Annotated in this window: 14 protein-coding genes and 3 pseudogenes; 13 read left to right on the top strand and 4 right to left on the bottom strand. The window is 59.5% G+C overall.

Going from position 1 to position 20,841, the window contains the following annotated elements; translation table 11 throughout:
* Window positions 1-20 precede the first annotated feature (20 nt).
* Entirely contained in the window at window positions 21-1,250 is a 1,230-nt protein-coding gene (locus LB557_RS25655) for a glycine C-acetyltransferase (RefSeq protein ID WP_051371477.1), read from the top strand.
* 866 nt (window positions 1,251-2,116) lie between these two features.
* On the opposite strand, the gene LB557_RS25650 is transcribed toward LB557_RS25655, so the two are convergent.
* Window positions 2,117-3,451 (bottom strand): ISNCY-like element ISMlo5 family transposase, encoded by a 1,335-nt coding sequence (locus tag LB557_RS25650; protein ID WP_027033250.1) that lies wholly within the window; start codon window positions 3,449-3,451, stop codon window positions 2,117-2,119.
* Window positions 3,452-4,048: 597 nt separating this feature from the next.
* On the opposite strand from LB557_RS25650, the gene LB557_RS25645 reads away from it, so the two are divergent.
* From LB557_RS25645 to LB557_RS25635, 3 genes are all read left to right on the top strand, one after another.
* The gene (locus tag LB557_RS25645; protein WP_027033251.1) at window positions 4,049-4,882 is read left to right on the top strand and encodes an ABC transporter substrate-binding protein; all 834 of its coding nucleotides are present in this window, start codon (window positions 4,049-4,051) and stop codon (window positions 4,880-4,882) included.
* A 61-nt stretch (window positions 4,883-4,943) separates the two neighbouring features.
* Window positions 4,944-5,918, top strand: a complete 975-nt coding sequence (locus LB557_RS25640; protein WP_027033252.1) for an amino acid ABC transporter permease — start codon at window positions 4,944-4,946, stop codon at window positions 5,916-5,918.
* A 119-nt stretch (window positions 5,919-6,037) separates the two neighbouring features.
* Window positions 6,038-6,781, top strand: coding sequence for an amino acid ABC transporter ATP-binding protein (locus tag LB557_RS25635; RefSeq protein WP_027033253.1), 744 nt, complete (start codon window positions 6,038-6,040; stop codon window positions 6,779-6,781).
* 115 nt (window positions 6,782-6,896) lie between these two features.
* On the opposite strand, the gene LB557_RS25630 is transcribed toward LB557_RS25635, so the two are convergent.
* From LB557_RS25630 to LB557_RS25620, 3 genes and pseudogenes are all read right to left on the bottom strand, one after another.
* Window positions 6,897-8,086 (bottom strand): IS3 family transposase gene (locus LB557_RS25630; RefSeq protein ID WP_106406554.1). Its coding sequence is split into 2 segments (ribosomal slippage): window positions 6,897-7,834 and window positions 7,834-8,086, totalling 1,191 coding nucleotides; the frame shifts between segments, so codons are not numbered across the junction.
* Between the two features lie 742 nt (window positions 8,087-8,828).
* Window positions 8,829-9,475 (bottom strand): annotated as a pseudogene (locus tag LB557_RS25625) (IS30 family transposase); the annotation flags it as partial.
* Window positions 9,476-9,520: 45 nt separating this feature from the next.
* Complete coding sequence (locus LB557_RS25620; RefSeq protein WP_027033257.1) at window positions 9,521-10,477, bottom strand: GlxA family transcriptional regulator; 957 nt, start codon at window positions 10,475-10,477, stop codon at window positions 9,521-9,523.
* A 95-nt stretch (window positions 10,478-10,572) separates the two neighbouring features.
* Between LB557_RS25620 and LB557_RS25615 the strand changes: the two genes are divergently transcribed.
* From LB557_RS25615 to LB557_RS25570, 9 genes and pseudogenes are all read left to right on the top strand, one after another.
* Window positions 10,573-11,823 (top strand): sarcosine oxidase subunit beta family protein, encoded by a 1,251-nt coding sequence (locus tag LB557_RS25615; protein WP_027033258.1) that lies wholly within the window; start codon window positions 10,573-10,575, stop codon window positions 11,821-11,823.
* An 18-nt stretch (window positions 11,824-11,841) separates the two neighbouring features.
* Window positions 11,842-12,117 carry a sarcosine oxidase subunit delta gene (locus tag LB557_RS25610; protein ID WP_027033259.1) on the top strand — a complete coding sequence of 92 codons (276 nt, stop codon included), beginning with the start codon at window positions 11,842-11,844 and terminating at the stop codon, window positions 12,115-12,117.
* Window positions 12,117-15,083, top strand: coding sequence for a sarcosine oxidase subunit alpha family protein (locus LB557_RS25605; RefSeq protein WP_027033260.1), 2,967 nt, complete (start codon window positions 12,117-12,119; stop codon window positions 15,081-15,083). Before LB557_RS25610 ends, LB557_RS25605 begins: the two co-directional genes overlap by 1 nt.
* Window positions 15,076-15,600 carry a sarcosine oxidase subunit gamma family protein gene (locus LB557_RS25600; RefSeq protein WP_027033261.1) on the top strand — a complete coding sequence of 175 codons (525 nt, stop codon included), beginning with the start codon at window positions 15,076-15,078 and terminating at the stop codon, window positions 15,598-15,600. Before LB557_RS25605 ends, LB557_RS25600 begins: the two co-directional genes overlap by 8 nt.
* A gap of 292 nt (window positions 15,601-15,892) precedes the next feature.
* Window positions 15,893-16,351 (top strand): annotated as a pseudogene (locus LB557_RS25590) (IS630 family transposase); the annotation flags it as partial.
* Between the two features lie 433 nt (window positions 16,352-16,784).
* Window positions 16,785-17,581 (top strand): IS5 family transposase gene (locus LB557_RS25585; protein ID WP_411970574.1). Its coding sequence is split into 2 segments (ribosomal slippage): window positions 16,785-17,129 and window positions 17,132-17,581, totalling 795 coding nucleotides; the frame shifts between segments, so codons are not numbered across the junction.
* A 44-nt stretch (window positions 17,582-17,625) separates the two neighbouring features.
* Window positions 17,626-18,632, top strand: a pseudogene (locus LB557_RS25580) (IS110 family transposase).
* A gap of 578 nt (window positions 18,633-19,210) precedes the next feature.
* Window positions 19,211-20,188 (top strand): IS1595 family transposase, encoded by a 978-nt coding sequence (locus LB557_RS25575; protein WP_152536301.1) that lies wholly within the window; start codon window positions 19,211-19,213, stop codon window positions 20,186-20,188.
* Window positions 20,189-20,520: 332 nt separating this feature from the next.
* The coding region (locus LB557_RS25570; protein WP_224713123.1) for an aminopeptidase P family N-terminal domain-containing protein at window positions 20,521-20,841 on the top strand (321 nt) is incomplete at its 3' end.

The following is a 20,841-nucleotide window of genomic DNA, read 5'->3' as shown; positions in this document are numbered from 1 at the left end:
GCTGAACGTCGGATACATCGATGACCCAAACCTTTCTTGCGCATCTTCGACGTGAACTGGCGGATCTTAAGTCCGGCGGTCTCTACAAATCCGAACGGGTGATTAGCTCGCGGCAGTCTCGAGAGATCAGGGTTGCCAACGGGAATAGTGTACTGAATTTTTGTGCGAACAACTATCTAGGCCTGGCGGACAACGAAGAGATTGCTGACGCCGCCAAAAAGGCGCTTGACCGTTATGGTTTTGGCATGGCCTCGGTACGCTTCATCTGCGGCACACAGGAAGAGCACAAACAACTGGAAGCGCGCATCTCCGGCTTTCTCGGCATGGAGGATACGATCCTTTATTCCTCCTGCTTCGATGCGAACGGAGGCCTCTTCGAGACGCTGCTTGGTGAGGAGGACGCTATCATTTCCGACGCCTTGAACCACGCCTCGATCATCGATGGCGCGCGCCTTTCGAAGGCAAGGCGCTTTCGTTACGCCAACAACGATATGAAGGCGCTGGAGGAAGAACTGAAAAAGGCGGACGGTGCGCGCTTCAAGTTGATCGCGACTGATGGCGTGTTCTCGATGGATGGCATCATCGCAAATCTGAGGGGCGTTTGCGACCTCGCGGACCGGTACGATGCGATGGTCATGGTGGACGATAGCCACGCCGTCGGCCTCGTCGGGGAGCATGGGCGCGGCTCTGCCGAATACTGCGGCGTGGAGGGTCGGGTGGACATTATCACGGGCACGCTCGGCAAGGCGCTCGGCGGTGCTTCCGGCGGCTACACGTCCGGCAATTCAGAAGTGATTGATTGGCTGCGCCAGCGTTCTCGGCCCTATCTCTTCTCCAACACGCTGGCGCCGGTGATCGCCGCTGCCTCGCTGAAGGTATTCGACATTGTCGATCGTGCGGGGGTTTTGCGCCAGAAGCTTTACGATAATGGCCGTCGTTTTCGGTCCGAAATGACCAAGGCGGGCTTTACGTTGGTCGGCGCGGACCATCCCATAATACCGGTGATGCTGGGCGATGCGAGCGTAGCGCAGCAGATGGCCGAAATGATGCTCCTCCGGGGCATCTATGTGATAGGCTTCTCCTTTCCTGTCGTTCCGAAAGGCCAAGCGCGCATCCGCACTCAGATGTCAGCAGCACATACTCTGGCGGATGTCGATTTCGCGGTGGAATGCTTTGTGGAGGTCGGTAAAGAACTGGGAGTCATCCCACTAAGACTGCCGCACCTCGATCAGAATCCCGGCACTGTCTAAGGAGAGTTGGCAGGACTAGATGGATGTTCTGTATGAGATTTGTCAGCCATAGTTCCGCTATCCAGATCGGCAGGTGGCGTCTCTGACTGGAATGCTCCTTGTTTCACCGGGGGAAAGTCAGCCAGGTTGATATTGCCAGTAGGAACTGCCCTGGGAGCCATCTTGAGCGAGGTATCGGAGAGATTTCGTTGCCGTCCTCGAGGGCGAGCCGGAGGACATACCGTTCTATCAATGTGCGAAAGCTGCGGGAATTCAGCATCCTCGGCCTATGACAATCACCGCGCGAGTTTAATACGCTCCTCAGGCTCTCAGCGAATTTGGAACGAGAGACTCCCAGAACGTCGGCCGCGGTCTTCATCGGCGACCGCCCTTCGGCAAAAAAGACAGGCCACGATATCTGTTTTCGGCCTGCTTTGAAAGTTGAAAGGGCGCCGCGGAGCACCTCAACCTCCATCGTCTAGCGGCGGAGCACGCGAAGGCGGTCCTCAAGCGTCCTAAGCTCAGAATTGCTGCCGACACGTTCATCTGAATCCACGGCAGCCGCTACTCCCTCTTATTAATGGCTTGCGGGTAACATCAAAGACATAAGCCTGTGCTTGAGCCTTTGAGACTCGGAATTCAATAGGTTGTTGGGCGCCATGTGAGAAAATCGATCCAGCCTCTAGTCTAGTCTAGTGCGCGTCCATAAACGGCTGTTTTTCCGGAGTTTTCAGTGGTCTTTGGCCTGCTGAAGCGATGTTTTGGGGAGGCGTGATGGTACAAGGGCATGGAGGTTGCGGCCGGGGGTCGATCTGGCGGCAATGGGGTCATAGGGGTATCGGCCGGCGCTCGCCGGCGTGCTCCTGAACGCAGCCCGATGACTGGGGTCAGTTCGATCTGAGGCGGGTGAAGAGGGCGAGATTGTAAGCGACCACCGAGGACCAGACGTAAGCCTTGAAGTGGTTGAGCCCGCGCCAGGTGCAGCGGGCCAAGCCATAGGCGCGCTTCAGGCAGGAGATGCTGGCCTCGATACCAGCGCGGAAGTTGCGCAGCTTGCGATAGACCCAGCGGCTGCTGACCATGTCTTCGATCCTGAGGGCGCTCTTCTTGTGGAACGCCATATCGCGCACGCCCCAAGCCTTGGCCTGGCGCAGATTGGGGCGGCTGGCATAGCCGCCGTCGGCCGCCGCCTGACGCGGCGGCTCGCCGTAAAACGCGATGTGGCGCTCCAGCATTAGCAGCAGACGCTCGCTGTCGGCTGGGTTGCCCGCTTCGATGACGAGATCGAGGATCAGTCCGCTGCGACCGGTCGTCAGATTGATCTTGTGACCATAATCGACGTCGCGGCTGCCCTTGACGATGATATCGGCATGCGGCTCGAACAGGCTCACCAGCTTCTCGCCGGCCGGGACCGGTTCGCCTGCCAGGACCCGCCGTTCGGTCTGGGCGATGATCCGCTCGATCAGCGGCCGGTAATGGCGGACTTGGGCCTGCCACAGTTCAACGGCCGGGCACGCCGCCAGGGTCAGCTGCTCAGCCGCCTGCTGGAGATAGCCCAAGGTGGTGCGTGTGATCCTGAGCAGCTCGCGGTAGTGCTTCACCCGTTTCGGGCGGCCGCGGGTATATTCGATCGACCGGGACCGCTTCTTCGCCGCGCGGCAGTGATCGTGCCATGGGATGGCGCTGCCCAGTGCATCCGCGTGCTGCAACAGCCGCACCATCACCCGCACAGCGTCCCATAACAGGCTGCTGTCGCTCGGCTCGTGGACGAGTGCGGCGGTGACGGTGCTGTCCACGCGCACGACCTTGCCGCCTTCCAGCTTCTCTCGCCCGGCGCTTGCCAGCAGTACTTTGTTGATTTCTTCCCAGGTCGGCGCTTGGATCGCGCTGATCGTCTTGTGCAGGACTGATTTCTTTGGGCTCCACCCCCATGGCAGCCGGGCAAAAGCCCGGAACGAGGCGGAATCCTCCAAGTGAAAGGCCAGTTCCTGATAGCTTAGTTGGCGGTGCTGCTTGAGCAGCGCGCAGCGCAGCACAGCCTCCGCCGGCAGGCCCTCGCGGCCGGTCTCCTTGAGATCGTGCCGGCGCAGGTCCCGCGTCACCAGGCTCAAAAGCTCGCGATGCCCGTCCAGCCATTGCGACATGGCTTTCAATTCACAGCCGATCTCGTGTCCGGCGAAAAGATCAAATACACTGGATTGGACGGTGCGTTCTTGGCGCATTGTCGGCTCCGGCGGTGGCAGAAACGCTTTGGAATCAGTGGCTTGATCTCGAAGTGTATCTGAACCCGCCGGGCCTTGCCTACCCAAAATCAGGATTCATTCAATAATATCAGCAGCTTGCCGTTTATGGACGCGCCTAGTCTAGACTAGGTGGCTGCCATTCCGCCATTCCTGGGGATGCAAAATGACTTGGACATCTAAGGCCTGCAACGTGGAAGCGGGAGAATGACCGCCTATCCAAGTTCTTGAACAGTGACATCAACGGATTTCAAACAAAGGCGCCTTTTGAAATGGCCATTTCGGCCTCGGGCACATTCTGGCGCACATCCCATGCCATCATGTACTATTCATGGCCATATGACGACGGCCAACGAAAGCCTGTTGGGACTGGAGACAAAAACTTCCGGGGCGATGTGTGAACGGCTCGATACCGTGCGTTCACATCTCGCCTGGGACCTCGTCAGCATAGGTAGCCATTGGCTTAGTGTTTACCCACACGATTCTGAGACCTCGTACCATGAGGAGGCCGGCTCAGAAATCTGAGTAGTAGAATGTCGGCCGGAGATCGAAAAAACTAACCTAACAAGGGGAACGAGCATGAAAAAGATTAAGATGGCTGTAACAGCGGTGTTAATCGCTCTCACGTCAGTGGCTTTTGGCCCTTCGGCTCACGCGGGAGAGGTTCTGGATCGCATCCTTACCTCTAAAACCCTCAGGGTTGCTGCGGGTGCCGATTGGGGGCTAATTGCTCACCTGGACGAAAAGAACGAACTAGTCGGCTACGATATCGATGTTGCCAAAGGAATTGCGAAGTATTTGGGCGTAAACGCTGAATTTGTAACGCCCGGCTGGGACTTGATTGCGGCCGGTAACTGGGCAGGTCGGTGGGACATTGGTACAGGACAAATGGCACCTACCAAGGCTCGCGCGGATAAGTTCGATTTCTCTGTGCCATACTTCTACGACCGCACGGTGATTGTCGTCCACAAGGATAGCAAGGCAACAAAAGGTTCCGATCTTGAGGGCAAGAAGATTGGCGTAAACGGTGGAACTGTTGCAGAAGCTTATGCAAACCAAACCTACACGCCGGATGACCCCAATGCGGCGCCCGTTCCCTACGATTTCAAAGCTGGCGAGGTCAAAACGTATGGCAATTCGACTATCGCCTTTGATGATCTTCGACTGGGCGATGGCGTCCGTCTCGACGCTGTCATTACAGACGAAACCTTCACGGAAGGTGCAATCAAGTCAGGTTATCCAATCAAGATTATCGATAGGCTCTTTGCCTTGCCTGCGGCAATCCCGATGATGAAGGGCGATAAAGAACTGGTAGAAAAGGTCTCTGCCGCGATCAAAAGCATGAGGGATGACGGGACACTGTCGAAGCTATCAGTGAAGTGGTATGGATCGGACCACTCTGTCGCGAAGTAAGTAGCTTCGTGAACATTGTGCGGCTCGGGTCAAACCGAGCCGCCTGGTTGGAGGATCTCTCTTGCTTTACCAAGATACTGTTGATTCCGAGGTACTAGTCCATCGACCTTGGTTTGTTGCGTCGATCTTCGCCGCCGTGCTCGCAGTTTCTCTGATGTTCAACCTTTCGGGCACAGCGTTCGGCGACCTTATGCGGCCTGTTATCGGCGACCCGCTGCAGAGCGGCATTTATGGGCGTGTCGCAATCGCCTTCGTCATTGCGGTGATGTTCTGCGTCAACATCGTGCTGATCGGGTTTGCCCCCTTGAGGGTGCAGATCGGCATTGTATGGGCCGAGCTGCTGCTGCTGTTTCTCGGCTTCTTCAACGCATTTAACCTTAACATGCCGTTCATCTGGGAGCATCTGCCATACCTGATCACGCAGGGTGTGGTGACCACGATTTATGTTTCGGCAGTTTCACTTATTTTCGCATCAATCATCGCGATGATCGCTGCTATTGCAAAGCTTTCAAGCAATGGCTTCGCCTATGCCCTCGCCAGCTTTTACACCTCGTTTTTCCGCGGTCTGCCGCTTCTTATCCAGATTTACCTGATTTACCTGGGGCTGCCGCAGCTGGGTATCGTGATCAATGCAGTTCCTTCGGGTATATTGGCACTGTCGCTTTGCGTAGGAGCTTATATGACGGAAATCTTCCGCGCGGGTATCCAGAGCATTGACCGCGGCCAATGGGAAGCATCCCGTTCGATCGGCTTTGGCTTCGGCCTTACCATACGCAAGATAATCCTGCCGCAGGCGCTTCCAGTCATCATTCCCCCCATGGGCAACACGTTCATTGCAATGCTGAAAGACAGCTCGCTTGTCTCGGTCCTCGGCGTATGGGAGTTGACATTCCTTGCTCGCACGATCGGCCAGCCGACCTTTCATCATATGGAGATGCTGATAACAGCGGCGATGATCTATTGGATCCTGTCCGCCTGCCTCGAGGTGCTCCAATCACGGCTTGAGCACCACTTCGCAAGGAGTAAAGTGCGATGACCGCTACCGACATAGATCATTTGATAGGCCTCAATGGAGGCGATTCCTCGATGGCGACAGGCAATGTGCGGCGCATACCAGTATCATCGCAGGCGTTATCCGGCCAGAAGCAGGTGCCAATGAGTGCTGACAAAATTATCGAAGCGACGCACGTCTCTAAATGGTACGGCAGCTTCAGAGCATTAACTGATGTCAACCTTACCGTCCGCAAAGGCGAACGCATCGTCATCTGTGGTCCCTCCGGCTCGGGCAAGTCCACCTTGATCCGCTGCTTCAACCGGCTCGAAGCGAATCAGGAGGGCGAGATCAGGGTGAATGGGATGCTATTGCACAACAAGATGCGGAATGTGACCGAAGTTCGCAAGAACGTAGGAATGGTATTCCAGCATTTCAATCTGTTCCCTCACATGACTGTGCTGATGAACTGCATGGCGGGCCCAATGTGGATCAAGGGGGTACCCGAAGCCCAAGCTAAACAGACTGCGCTAAAATATCTCGAACGCGTGCGAATTCCAGAACAGGCAAATAAATACCCGGTTCAACTCTCGGGCGGACAGCAGCAGCGCGTGGCCATTGCCCGCTCGCTGTGCATGGAGCCCGCGGTCATGTTATTCGATGAACCTACATCGGCACTTGATCCTGAGATGGTGTCGGAAGTGTTGGAAACCATGACGAGCTTGGCACGCGATGGCATGACCATGGTCTGCGTTACCCACGAGATGGGCTTTGCACGTGCCGTCGCCGATAGGATTATCTTTATGGATAAAGGCCGGATTGTTGAGGAGGCCAATCCGAACGACTTCTTCACCAACCCCCACCATGAACGGACCAGGCTGTTCCTTAGCCAGATCTTGTCGCATTAGATAGTATTTCTTAAGGTAGGACATATCGGAGCTGATTGAGCAGGCGCCTTTTAGCTACGGTTGGCTGATTGCCGCGAACATGGCCACGTGCTGCTTCTGACCTGCCCCTGAACTGTCATCCAGCGGCGATTAGAGCCTCGACCGTTTCAGTTACGCCGTAGGGCGCGGGTTGAGCAACCGGCGGAGACGCGAAGCCCACATCGAGCGCAGCGTTGGAGCCGGTTGCGGTGAGGACCTCGGCGAACGCCGCCGGGGTCTGGTAGCCGAGCGAGGAGTGAGGCCTCGCGGTGTTGTAGTCCTCCACCCATTCGGTTATGGCGCAGCGGGCGTGATCGAGGCCAAAGAACAGGCTCTCGTTCAGGAGCTCATCGCGCATCCGGCCGTTGAAGCTCTCGATGTAGCCGTTCTGCATCGGCTTTCCCGGCGCGATGTAATGCCATTCGACACGGTGATCCTTCGACCAGGCCAGGATGGCGTTCGAGGTGAACTCGGTGCCATGGTCGGAAACGATCATGTCGGGCTTGCCGCGAAGGCTGATCAGATCGGTCAGCTCGCGTGCCACTCGGCGACCGGAGATCGAGGTGTCGGGGATCGCGGCCAGGCACTCCCGGGTCACGTCATCAACTATGTTCATCACCCGGAACCGCCTGCCGCAGGCGAACTGATCATGCACGAAGTCCAGCGACCAGCGGGCATTCGGCCTCGCCTCGACCAGGATCGGTGCCCGCGTTCCGACCGCTCGTCGCCGTGCCCGGCGCTTGCGCACCGTCAGTCCCTCCTCGCGGTAGAGCCGGTAGATGCGGTTGACCCCTGATGCCTCGCCCTCCCGCCGGAGCAGAATGAACAGCCGCCGATAGCCCAAGCGGCGGCGTTCGTTGGCGAGCTCGCGAAGCCTGCCGCGCAGCTCTGTCTCCGGCGGCCGGCAGGACCGGTAGCGCACCATCTTCCGATCGGCGCCGACGATGGAACAGGCCCGGCGTTCCGACAGACCCATGACGGCCTGCAGATGCGCGACGGCTTCGCGCCTGGCGGCGGGCCCTACCATTTTTTTGACAGGAGCTCCTTCAGCGCCGCCGCCTCCAGCATCTGGTCGGCGAGCAGCTTCTTCAGCTTCGCGTTCTCGTCTTCCAGGGCCTTCAGGCGCTTGGCGTCGGACACGTCCATCCCGCCATACTTCGCCTTCCAGTTATACAGCGTCGCCTCGCTGATCGCGTGCTTGCGCGCAAGATCGCCCGCCTTCGCACCCGCCTCGTGCTCGCGCAGAACCGCAATGATCTGTTCTTCCGTGAACCGCTTCCGCTTCATCTGTCCGTCCTTCAAATGAGGCCGGACTCTAACTCCAAGTGGAGGAAAAACTCAGTGGCAGGTCACTTCGTGGGGAAGTCCTTCCGGTGTATGTCTCGCACGTTCCAGGTAAATTCGTGGCGCAACCGTCTTAACGGAATGAACCAGCTTCGGCCCCGGCAGGGACGTATCCGCACGGTATGGGTGCTGCAGAGCTCGAACGATAGCTGATGGCTGTCGCCTCAAGGAATTCGGCGGATCGAAGCATCGCATGCCACAGCGAGTTAGGGGGCGACAGCGACGGCGGTACCTCTGAAGCCGATCTTTTCCCAGTCAGGCTCACAACTGCAGCCTTCATAGAGAAGTGAACGCACATGTGTGTATTTCCACGGCGGGAGATATGGCCTTCGTAATCCACCTCACCCGAGCTAATGCATTTGTTGCCGCGCGGCCGGGCATCGTTACACCGTCGTCGCACGCCGCAGCGCCGCTGCTCTCGGGGACCACATCGCCGTCTGCATGTTCCAATGTCATTGCGCGTAAGCTCCATGTTCATCGAGCTATTGCAAGGTGCCGTGGCGCATCGCTCTGATGTCCTTTTGCAAGGCGCGATCTGCGCAGTATCTCACCCGACAGCGATTTCCTCGGTCGGTTTGAGCGTCTCATGCTCGCCTGGATACCGTGACGATGCAGAAGTTCGGAGTAGGCCCCGCAGGCGTATTGGGCGGATTCAAGCGATCGTCGCAACACCGATTGTGTTCACTCATGACAGCAACTCGTCAAGCGTCTCTGCTGGCGTTTTCCAACCCAAAGTTTTTCTCGGTCGAGCATTGAGGGCCGCGGCCACGGCGGCGATCTCGTCGGCGCTGTGGACGCTCAGGTCGGTGCCTTTCGGGAAGTACTGACGCAGCAGCCCATTGGTGTTCTCGTTGGTGCCACGCTGCCAGGGGCTTTGCGGATCGCAGAAATAGACTTGGACACCCGCGTCGATCTTGAGACGATCGTGCTGAGCCATTTCGGCTCCCTGATCCAGGTCAGCGAACGACGCATCTCTTCGGGCAAGGTGATGATGGTGCGCGTAATCGCGTCGCGCACGGCTTCGGCCCCGTGTCCCGCGAGAGCAGGGCCATTCTTCATGCGCGGAGCTTCGCCATGCCCCGCAAGCCGCGGAAGATGCGGCAACATCGTGAAGCGTGTCGTACGCTCAACCAGCGTGCCGATCGCCGAGCTGCCAAGACCAAGGATGAGGTCTCGCTCCCAGTGGCCCGGCACTCCGCGATCGGCCGCTTCGGCGGGGCGTTGACTAATCATGATCTCCGGCGAGACAAAGCTCTTGCCTCGCCTGCGTACCCGTGCCCTGGGGACCCGCAACACGCGCCCCGTTCGCAAGCAGGCCGACAGTTCGTGGCGAGGCGATGCATCTATTCCGAAGGAGACCTGTGCATTCGGAGGAGTTTATCGCAAAGAGCTAGGAGCCCTGCCGTAATGGGCCTTGAATGCCTGGGAAAAGTGTCCGGTGCTGGAGAACCCGGTGGCAAAGGCAATTTCGGCGATCGCAAGCGGGCTCTGTTCGATCAGCCGCCGCGCGTGATCCAGCCGGATCCGGCGGTAGGTTTGCAAGAAGCCGGCGCTCAGATGCTGGGTGAAGAGGCGATCCAGATGGCGGGAGCTGATCGAGAGGAAATGCGCCATTGCTTCGCGATCGAGCGGATTTTCGATCGTCGCTTCCATCTTTTCAAGCGCGGCCAGCAGGATCGGATTGTGAGTGCCAAATCGCTCAGCCGCAGAACCGCGTTGCGGGTCGGATGGGTCGGCAATCGCAGTGTGAAGGTACCAGTCGCTGACGCGGCTCGCGAAATGCGCGCCCATGCGTTCGGCGATCAGCGCATGCATCATGTCGAGCGGAGCCACGCCGCCGCCACAGGTTATACGATCGCCGTCGATGACGTAGCGGGCTTGCCTAAGCGCTAGAGCCGGATAGGCCTCGCGCAAGATCGGGGCATGCTCCCAATGAATGGTGAAGTCCCTGTTGTCGAGCAGACCGGCGGCGGCCAGGATATACGCGCCGCTCGAGATCGCGCCGAGACGGACGCCGAGACGAGACAGCCGCCGCAACGCCCTGAACAGCCTGTCCGCTTCCGCCCAGTTGCTTGGATCGCCGCCCGCACAGATGAACACTGTATGAAATTCCGCACCCGCGGACGAGAGATCATCGCAGGCAATGTCGATGCCGCCGGAGCTCTGCACAGGCAGGCCACCCTGCGAAAGCTGCCTGATAGTGTAAAGGCTGCGGCCCGCGAGCAGATTGGCGGCGCGTAAGGGTTCGGTCGCCGATGCGTAGGACATGAGCGCGAAATTCGGTAGCAGGAGAAAACCAAACCGCTGAGTTTGTCGATCCAATTCAACCGTCATGTCCGATCTATATAACTAATCGTCCCATTTTTGGAACTAAATTGTTGTCGACGGGCATAGGTTGCACCGACTCCCCAGCTTGGACATGGCCAGCGATGCGATACTCCGCTCTCTCGATTTTTCTCAACGGCCTTCGCGGCAATACCGGCTGGGGTCCGGCCTGGCGCGCGCCGCAGCCCAAATCCCACTACGACGTGATTATCGTTGGCGGTGGCGGGCATGGCCTATCGACGGCCTATTATCTCGCTAAGGAATTTGGCGTCGCCAATGTCGCAGTGCTGGAAAAAAGCTACATCGGCAGCGGAAACGTCGGCCGCAACACGACGATCATCCGCTCCAACTACCTGCTGCCGGGCAACAACCCCTTCTACGAATTGTCGATGAAACTCTGGGAAGGACTGGAGCAGGATTTCAATTTCAACGCGATGGTCTCTCAGCGCGGCGTACTGAATCTCTATCATTCCGACGCGCAACGCGACGCCTATACGCGGCGCGGCAATGCGATGCTGCTGCATGGCGTCGATGCGGAACTGCTCGACCGCGAGGCGGTGCGCGCCAAGCTGCCATTCCTCGATTTCGACAATGCACGCTTCCCGATCCAGGGCGGTCTGCTGCAGAGGCGCGGCGGTACTGTGCGGCATGACGCGGTGGCCTGGGGCTATGCGCGCGGCGCCGACATGCGCGGCGTCGACATCATCCAGCATTGCGAAGTGACCGGCATTCGCCGCGAAAACGGCAAGGTCCTCGGCGTCGAGACCACGCGCGGCTTCATCGGCTGCGGCAAGCTGGCGCTTGCGGCCGCCGGCAATTCCTCGCGCGTTGCCGAGATGGCCGATATCAAGCTGCCGCTGGAAAGCCATGTGCTGCAGGCCTTCGTCTCCGAGGGCCTGAAGCCCTTCATCGATTGCGTCGTGACTTTCGGCGCGGGCCATTTCTACGTCTCGCAGTCCGACAAGGGCGGGCTCGTCTTCGGCGGAGACATCGATGGCTACAATTCCTATGCCCAACGCGGCAATCTCGCCACCGTCGAGCATGTCGCCGAGGCGGGTAAGGCGATGATCCCCGGCATTTCCCGCGTCCGCGTGCTGCGGTCCTGGGGCGGAATCATGGACATGTCGATGGACGGCTCGCCGATCATCGACCGCACCCACATCAACAATCTCTACCTCAATGCCGGCTGGTGCTACGGCGGCTTTAAGGCAACCCCCGCATCGGGCCTCTGCTTTGCGCATCTCATCGCACGCGGCACGCCGCACGAGACCGCTCGCGCCTTCCGGCTCGACCGTTTCGCGCGCGGCCATATCCTCGACGAAAAGGGCCAGGGCGCCCAGCCCAACCTCCACTAATTTGCAGGGTACCTGAACATGGCAAGCCTGATCCCGTGTCCCCATTGCGGCTCTCGACCGAAAGAAGAGTTCACTGTGAAGGGGGCGGCACTCGCCCGACCCGCACCTGATGCCGGCACGGCGGCGTGGATCGACTATGTCTATCTGCGCGACAATCCGCGCGGCGCCTATGAGGAATATTGGCATCATACGTCCGGCTGCCGGCGCTGGCTGGTGGTGAGCCGCAATACGGCAACGCATGAAATCTCGGGCTCCCGCGACGTGGTACTCAAGCTATCGGCGGAGGCGCTCTGATGACCTCCTATCGACTGCCCAAGGGTGGCCTGATCGATCGCCAGTCACGCCTCGGCTTCAGCTTCGACGGCCAGTCGGTCACGGGCCATGCCGGCGATACGCTGGCCTCCGCCTTGCTCGCCAATGGCCGCCAGCTAGTGGGCCGCAGCTTTAAATACCATCGGCCGCGCGGCATCCTAACCGCGGGCGCGGCGGAACCGAATGCATTGATGACCATCGGCAGCGGAGGGCGCACGGAGGCCAATACCCGGGCTACGATGCAGGACCTTTACGACGGTCTCGAAGCCCGCAGCCAGAACCGCTGGCCTTCGCTCGATTTCGATATCGGTTCGCTGAACGGCCTGCTCTCACCCTTCCTCGCCGCGGGCTTCTACTACAAGACCTTCATGTGGCCGGCGAAGCTCTGGGAAGGTCTCTACGAGCCCTTTATCCGCCGCGCCGCCGGTCTCGGCAAGGCGACCTACGAAGCCGATCCCGACCGCTACGAGAAGCGCTGGGCGCATTGCGACCTGCTGGTGATCGGCGCCGGCCCAGCCGGGCTGGCCGCCGCGCTGTCCGCCGGCCGTGCAGGGGCACGTGTCATCATCCTCGACGAACACAGCCTGGCGGGCGGATCGTTGCTGTCGGAGGCCGCGACCATCGGCGGGGAAAGCGCGCCGGCATTTGCCAAGCGGCTCGCCGACGAGCTGGAAACGCTGCCGAATGTACGCGTACTGACCCGCACAACCGCTTTCGGCTGGTATGACGGCAATGTCGTTGGCGCTGTGGAGCGCGCCCAGAAGCATGTGCGCCACCCCGATCCGAACAAGCCGGTCGAGCGCATGTGGCGCATCGTCGCCAAAAAGGCGCTTCTCGCCACCGGTACCGAGGAGCGGCCGCTCGTGTTCGGCGGCAACGATATTCCCGGTGTGATGATCGCGGGTGCGATGCGCTGCTATCTCAACCGCTTTGCCGTGGCCCCCGGCCAGCGCACCGCCATCTTCACCACCAATGACAGCGGATATGCACTCGCCCGCGACCTCGAGGCGGCGGGTGTCCAGCTTACCGCAATCATCGACAGCCGCGCCGAATCCCAGTTCGTGTATACCGGCAAGGCTCGCCTTCTCAAGGGCGCCGTCGTGTCTGATGCCAAGGGCGGCAAAGCGCTCTCCAGCGTCAACGTCACGGCCGCAAACGGCGCGACCGAAGCCATTGCTGTGGATGCGCTCGCCATGTCCGGCGGCTTCAGCCCGATTATTCACCTTGCCTGCCATCGCGGCGGCAAGCCGCAATGGTCGGATGTGCATGGCGCCTTCATGGCCCCGTCGGAAACCAGGGGCCTCGTGCTCGCAGGCGCAGTCACGGGCACAACCGGATTGTCGGCAAGCTTTGCAGAGGGCGCTGCGCGCGGCGCTACCATGGCCCAAGATCTCGGGTTCGCCGCCCAACCATTCGACGCCGGTCCTGTCGATGGCGACATCGTTGCTTCGCCGGCCAGCCCGCTCTGGAATATCCGTGGCGTGAAGGGCAAGGCCTTCGTCGACTTCCAGAACGATGTCGGCCGCAAGGATCTCGGCCTTGCCGTGCAGGAAGGCTATGGCGATGTCGAACTTGCCAAGCGCTACACGACATCGGGCATGGCCACTGACCAGGGCAAGCTCTCCAATGTCACCGCAATTGGCCTGCTGGCCGAAGCGCGTGGCGTCTCTCCCGCCGAAGTCGGCACGACGACCTTCCGGCCCTTCTATACGCCGATCAGCTTCGGCGCGCTGACCGGCCCGCATCACGGCCATCATTTCCAGCCGGTGCGCAAGTCGCCTCTGCATGACTGGGCCAAGAAGCACGGCGCGGTCTTCGTCGAGACCGGTCTCTGGTATCGCTCATCCTGGTTCCCGCGCGCGGGTGAAACCAGCTGGCGACAGAGCGTCGATCGCGAGGTCCTGAACGTTCGAACGAATGTCGGGATTTGTGATGTGTCGATGCTCGGCAAGATCGAGGTCTGCGGCAAGGATGCGGCGGAGTTCCTCAATCGGGTCTATTCGAACGCCTTCCTGAAACTGCCAGTCGGCAAGGCGCGCTATGGTCTGATGCTGCGCGAGGACGGCTTCATCTATGATGACGGCACGACGAGCCGCCTGGCTGACGACCGCTTCTTCATGACCACGACCACGGCCTATGCCGCCGGCGTCATGACGCATCTCGAATTCTGCGCCCAGGGGCTGTGGCCGGAGCTCGACGTACGACTCGCCTCGGTGACGGACCAATGGGGACAGATGTCCGTGGTCGGGCCCAAGGCGCGCGCGACGCTGCAGGCGATCGTCGATGGTGATATTTCCGACACTGCCTTCCCCTTTCTTGCCGCAAAGGAGGTCTCGCTCTTCGGCGGCCGGCTGCATGGCCGCCTGTTTCGTATCTCGTTCTCGGGCGAACTGGCTTATGAGCTTGCCGTGCCGGCCGGCTATTGCGAGAGCGTCGCCGACGGCGTTCTCCAGGCAGGCAAGGAACATGGCATCCAGCCTTATGGCGTGGAGGCGCTCAGCGTACTGCGCATCGAGAAGGGCCATGTGACGCATAACGAGATCAACGGTACTGTGATCCCCTCGGATCTCGGTTTCGCAAAGATGGTGTCGACAGCCAAGCCGGATTTCATCGGCAAGGCGATGCTCGGCCGCGAGGGACTGGTGGCCCAGGATCGCCCGAGCCTTGTCGGCGTCGTCCCGCTCGATCCAACGACCACATTCCGCACCGGCTCGCACATTCTCGCCAAGGGGGCCGCGCAGACGCTCGAGAACGACCAGGGCTATGTCTCGTCGAGTGCCTTTTCACCCCACGTCGGCTCGACTATCGGGTTGGCGCTGGTGAAGAGTGGCCATGCCAGGCATGGCGAAGAGGTGGTGGTGTGGAACGGCCTGAGCAAGGAATTTACCGTCGCACGTCTTTGCAATCCGGTCTTCTTCGATCCAGCAAACGAGAAGCTCCATGTCTGATTTCGAACTCATCCACCGTCCGGCGATCAGCACCAAACCGGTAGGGAGCTCCGACGCCTTCGCTATGAAGGCGATGCCCGAGGGCACCCTGATCCACATACTCGGCAAGCCCGGCGCAGAGAATCTTACGGCCACGCTGCAAGGCCTGTTCGGCGGCGAGGCCAACAGGATCCGCACCTTCGGCCCCGGCCAATGGCTGGTCGTCAGGGATGAGCCGACATCCCGCTCAGATATGCAGGCCCTCTTCGAAAGACTCGACACACGGGCATTTGCGGTCGACCAGACCCATGGACGCATCAGGATTGAAGTCGCGGGCCGCGCTGTCCAATCGCTGCTGGCAAAAGGTACCGCTATCGATCTTAACGCCGTGGCCGTGGGACAGTCCGCGATGACGCTGATGGGACACATTTCCGTGCACATCACGCGCGTCGCTTTGAATCGTTTTGAGCTGATTGTGCTTCGCGGCTTTGGTCAAAGTCTGTGGGACGAGATAGCTCATCTTAACGCCGATTTCTGAATAACCGCGGCTCACGTTTTCTGCTCAACACCATACAATTACCAGCAAGCTGCAACGAGCTTTCGTCAGCAGTTCTCAATTAGGTCGTGAACTCATAAATTGGGGATGACCGCGATGCTTGGCGAACTGCGATCAAGCTACAAGTATGTCGTCTAAAGCAAGCCGCTACCGCTTGAGTTGCGTCGGCGTGTTGTTGCGTATGTCGATGAGGGACATGGCCACCGCGAGGCCGCGCGTCATTTCCGCGTTTCGCCTCGCTTTGTGAACAATCTGATTAACCTGCGCCCGCACCGGCTGGGCGCCGAAGGGCGAGCGCTTCAGGACGCATGCGCCATTCGGCAAATGGCAGACGCAAACCTTCATCGCCGGGCTGCGATGCCACGGTCTTGTCGCGCCATGGATCGTCAACGCGCCGATGAATGCCGCCATCTTCGAACGCTACGTCGAAACTCAGCTCGCTCCCGAACTGTCGCCCGGCGATGTCGTCATTCTCGACAATGTCGGCTTCCACAAGAACGAGCGCGCCGCGCAACTGGTTCGCCAAAGGGGCGCATGGCTCCTGTTCCTGCCGCCATACTCGCCAGACCTCAACCCGATCGAGATGGCCTATTCAAAACTCAAGGCGAGGCTGCGAAAGAAGGCGGCCAGAAGCTTCGATGCCCTCTGCGAGGCTCTCGGCGATATCTGCCATCTGTTCCAGCCAGCCGAATGCAGAAACTTCTTCAAAGCTGCCGGATATGAGGCCAATTAATCGCGACACGCTTTAGCTCAACCGTCGCCACACCGTTGATCATTGTCACGGTGAGACGAAGCTCCAAATCGGATCGACCACCTTCGTTTTGGCTCCAAAGCGGCGCTCGGACTGACCACTTCTTCGCCGACCGCTGTGTTGACAGCTATTACATCCAAACGGCAAACGGCGGCGCAGAGAATGTTCGTCCATAATCCGATATAACGCGATCGACGTCGGCCGCCGAACAGTGCGACACATCCGCTTTGGTGACTGCACTCTGGCAGTCCCCTGCGGAGATGGAAATTATGATCTCACGGATCCTGGCTTCAGCGTCTGCGATTAGCATGGTGCCAAGGATGCAGCGTTGCCAAGCGATCCGTCAATATTTGCGGTTAAGCCGTTTTCCGACGGTCCACTTTCATATCTCCGCGAATTCTGATTCAGACTCTCTATGAGCCGATATGATTTGACCGACTTCGAGTGGCGCGTTATCGAGCCGCTCTTGCCCAACAAGCCGGGAGGGATGCCGCGCGTCGATGACCGCCACGTGCTGAACGGCATTTTCTGGGTCTTGCGATCCGGTGCCCCATGGCGAGACCTGCCGGAACGCTACGGTCCGCGGACCACCTGCTACAACCGGTTTGCGCGATGGCGGAAGGCAGGCGTATGGGACCGCCTGATGGACGCCATCAGCGCCGCCCACGACGGCGCCATACAGATGATCGACAGCACTTCCATCCGGGCGCACCAGCAGGCTGCGACGGCAAAAAAGGGGGGCCAGATCATTGTCTCGGTCAATCGCGCAGTGGGCTCACGACCAAGATCCACGTCGTCGACGACGCGCAAGGGCTCCCAATCCGGCTCGGTCTGACAGCAGGACAGGCACATGACGGTCAGATCGCTGATCGGCTTCTCGATCATCTTGGCCCACGCACCATCGTGCTGGCCGACAAAGCCTACGACGCCGACCGCATCCGGGCACTGATCCAGGGGCAGGGTGCCACGCCCAACATCCCGGCCAAGAGTAACCGGAAATGGAAGCCCTGCTTCAGCAAACGGCTCTACCGCGAGCGCAACCTGATCGAACGCTTCTTCTCCAAGTTGAGGCACTTCCGTCGCGTCTCAACCCGCTATGAAAAGCTCGCCGACAACTTCCTCCCCATGGTCCAGCTCGCGTCAATACGCCTGTGGCTGCGCGCTTATGAGTCATCGTGTAATTTGTGGTTGCTTCCCTCGGGACTCGGGTGAGGCGCACACTTCTGGTTGTCGAATCCTGAAGGAAGGAAACAGCCATGAAGCATTATGCCGGACTGGACCTGTCGATGGAAAGCACGCAGGTCTGCATTATCGATGAAAATGGGCGCAAGCTGAGTTCCGAGAACGCTGAGAGCACGCCGGATGCGATCGCCGACGCATTACGCCGACACGGCCCGATCGAGCGGGCGGTGATCGAAACCGGACGTATGTCACCCGCGATCTGCCTTGGCCTGCGGGAGTTGGGCGTCAACGTGGTGTGTATCGATGCCCGCCAGGCGCACCAGAGCCTCGAGGCGATGAAGGCGAACAAGACCGATCCGCATGATGCTGCAGGGCTCGCGCAACTGGCAAGAACGGGCTTCTACAAGGAGGTTCATGTCAAATCGCCGGGCGCACACGGTATACGCAGCATGATCATCGCTCGCGGTCATCTGGTGGAGGCCCGTGTCCGGCTCGACAACATGATCCGTTGGTTGTGCGCTACCTTCGGCTATAGGCCGGGCGTCGGGCAGGGAAAGGCCTTCATCGAACGCATCATGGAAGCATCCCACATCCCTGGTCTTGGCGAAGCGATTACTTCGTTGCTGACGGTGCGCGTGCAACTGGTCGAGCAGATCAAGGAGCTGGATCTCAAGCTGCGTATGCTCGCCGCTCAGTCGCAGGCCTGCCAAATCCTTATGAGTATACCTGGTGTTGGCATCCAGACTTCAGCCGCGTTCTCCGCCGCCATCGACGAGGCGGTCGGTTCCGACAATCGCGAAACGCGGGCGCCTACTTTGGTCTGGTGCCCAGGCGTCGTCAATCTGGCGAACTCGACTGGACCGGCCGGATCACCAAGCAAGGTGACAGCATGGTCCGCAAGCTTCTCTATGAAGCGGCCAACTCAATCCTGACTCGGAGCCGGGAGAGCTTCGCGCTCAAGACCTGGGCGCTGAAAATCTCGAAGCGCCGCGGCCTGAAGAAAGCCCGAGTGGCACTCGCGCGGCGTCTCGCTGTCATCATGCATGCCATGCTGCGCGACGGCACTTTGTTCGAGGCTTGAGATGAGGTAGAAACAGTTTGCCAGCGGTGAAGCGCCAGCGCTGATCCGAGGGCGGTGTCCCGCGAGGGAACGCAGGGACGGACGATATGCGAAGGTAGTCAGATGGGCCTGACAGCCCGCTTCGAGTCAATGCAACGTCCGGCCTTGTGAGACCCGATACAGCACGACCAGCTCCGGCTCGGCCAGTGCGGACAGATCCTTGAAACCCTCAAGGGATACACCGCCAAGCTCTGCAAATTACAGATCCTGACCCTAGCCATGACGGATCCCGCTTCTGGTGTTAGCGGGTGCGCAAGTTTGGCGGCTTGGCTTGAATGGCGAGGGCCATTTGAATAACTCGTGAAATCCAGCCCGCAATCGATCGAGAAGCTCTGACAATGTCGAGGAGAACATCTCCACCCGTTACCGTTTTACATAAGTCGTTCCGTTGCTAGTGGTCAGCTGCACTTATTTCGAACCTTGGTACCCTGGTTCAGGCGTGGCTGCTGCATGGCTGATGAAGAACATTGTCACGCTTTCCAGCATTCGAACTGTTGAAGAAATGATCGCGGCCTTCCGGATAGCAGCATAGCCGTCGGTTGCTGGTTCGGCCGGATGGCCGGATCTGCTCCGCCTGCGGATACAAACGCTCGATTGCACTTGCCGGTCGCGATACCGGCAAGCGGCGTGCCCGACCGGGTCGTTATCAATGTTCCAGCGGCGATTGCCGGTTCCAGTTCACGGTGACGACACATACGCCTCTGCACTCCACGAAGCTTCCCTTGAGTGTTTGCCTGAAGGCTATGTGGCTGTTACTGCCATCCGACAAGGGCTTGTCGTGGGTGCGTCCAGCCGAGGCGCTCGGGGTGAGCCAGCCAGCATCTGGCGAATTGGACATGCACTGCGTCTTATTGGTGGCGCGGGAGAACGTGCTCGCCGGCACGGTGGAGATCGACCATTTCCATCTCGGTGAAAGGCCCAGAAAGAATCCCGACGACCCACCTCCGGGCCGCGGCTGGAAAGGCCAGGCGAATACGCACAAAACGTCAGTTATGGCAATGGTGCGGCGTCCGACTGATGTAATGCGTGGCACGCTGGCCGGTGATGCGCGTGCGGCGGTTGTGACCGGTCTTTCGGCGCGAGCAAGCGAACGCGTCGTTGAGGCGCAGATTGAACCCGGAGCTCACTTGATGAGCGACGAGTGGAAGGCATTCATGGCCATTGGTGAGAGCTTTGCCAAGCATGAGACCAGCTGTTCGCGACGCTGTCCACGTCAACTCGGTCGAGGGCTTCAACTCCGCGTCCCCCGTACCATCGCCGGCGTCTTTCATCATATCAGCCCGCAGCATGCCGACCTGTATTTCCACGAGATCGACTTCCGATGGTCGCAGCGCGTCGTCACAGGAAACGTCATTCGCAAAACCAGGCATGGCCGGGAGAGCGTGCGTACCCTGTCGCCGCGCGTGACGCCTGCGCTGCACTTGACGAATGTTTTTCGCACAGCCATAGGTCGTCAGATGCGCCAAAGCCAGTATGGCTGCATCATCGTCAAATCCGCCGTAGCTGTCTTTGGTTGATAAAGGCCTCGTACGATTTCGAACTGCTCTTATTCCGCCCCTTCATGCCGATCGCGATGACGAGCAGTAGATCCTCGCTTACATACAGCCCGTTGATTTGGATGAATCCCTAACGGGTCGTCGAACGGAGGCCAACGGAAGATTGCATGTCAAACCGAGCACCCTTGCGCGGCTCACGTTTCAGCTGCTGACTCATTTTGGCGCAAAGTCCTCTCCTCCGGATGGTACCACTTGCCCAATTGCTATCCTTGGCCAAGAGATTTGTTTCACCCAGGCGAATGCAGAAGGTACGCACATCTAGAGGTGGGGCGACAACGAAGGAGCCCACGACGGTGACCGAGCATACGAATAGCGGGATGGATTTCCCTGTTGAAGAATATAAGACACGCCTTCAACGCACGCAGGAGGAAATGGCAAAGCATGATCTGGACGTGTTACTCCTGCATCAGCCCGAGAACATTCAATATCTGACAGGTCTCGACGCTGGGGCGGGCTTTTTCTCATATCACGCCGTAGCGGTTCCGAGCCATCGCGATCCAGTGCTGATCTTGCGCGATGTAGAAATCCCAGCAGCGTACCTCACGTCTTGGGTCACGAGCCACACGAGCTACGCAGATTCATCCGATCCGATCCGCGTTTCACTCGACGCGGCG

Origin of the sequence: Mesorhizobium sp. BR115XR7A (assembly GCF_020165315.1) — a bacterium.
In the GTDB taxonomy this organism is placed as follows: domain Bacteria; phylum Pseudomonadota; class Alphaproteobacteria; order Rhizobiales; family Rhizobiaceae; genus Mesorhizobium; species Mesorhizobium australicum.
Note: the sequence above shows the minus strand (reverse complement) of the source record. Positions and strands in the feature narration are given on the sequence as shown.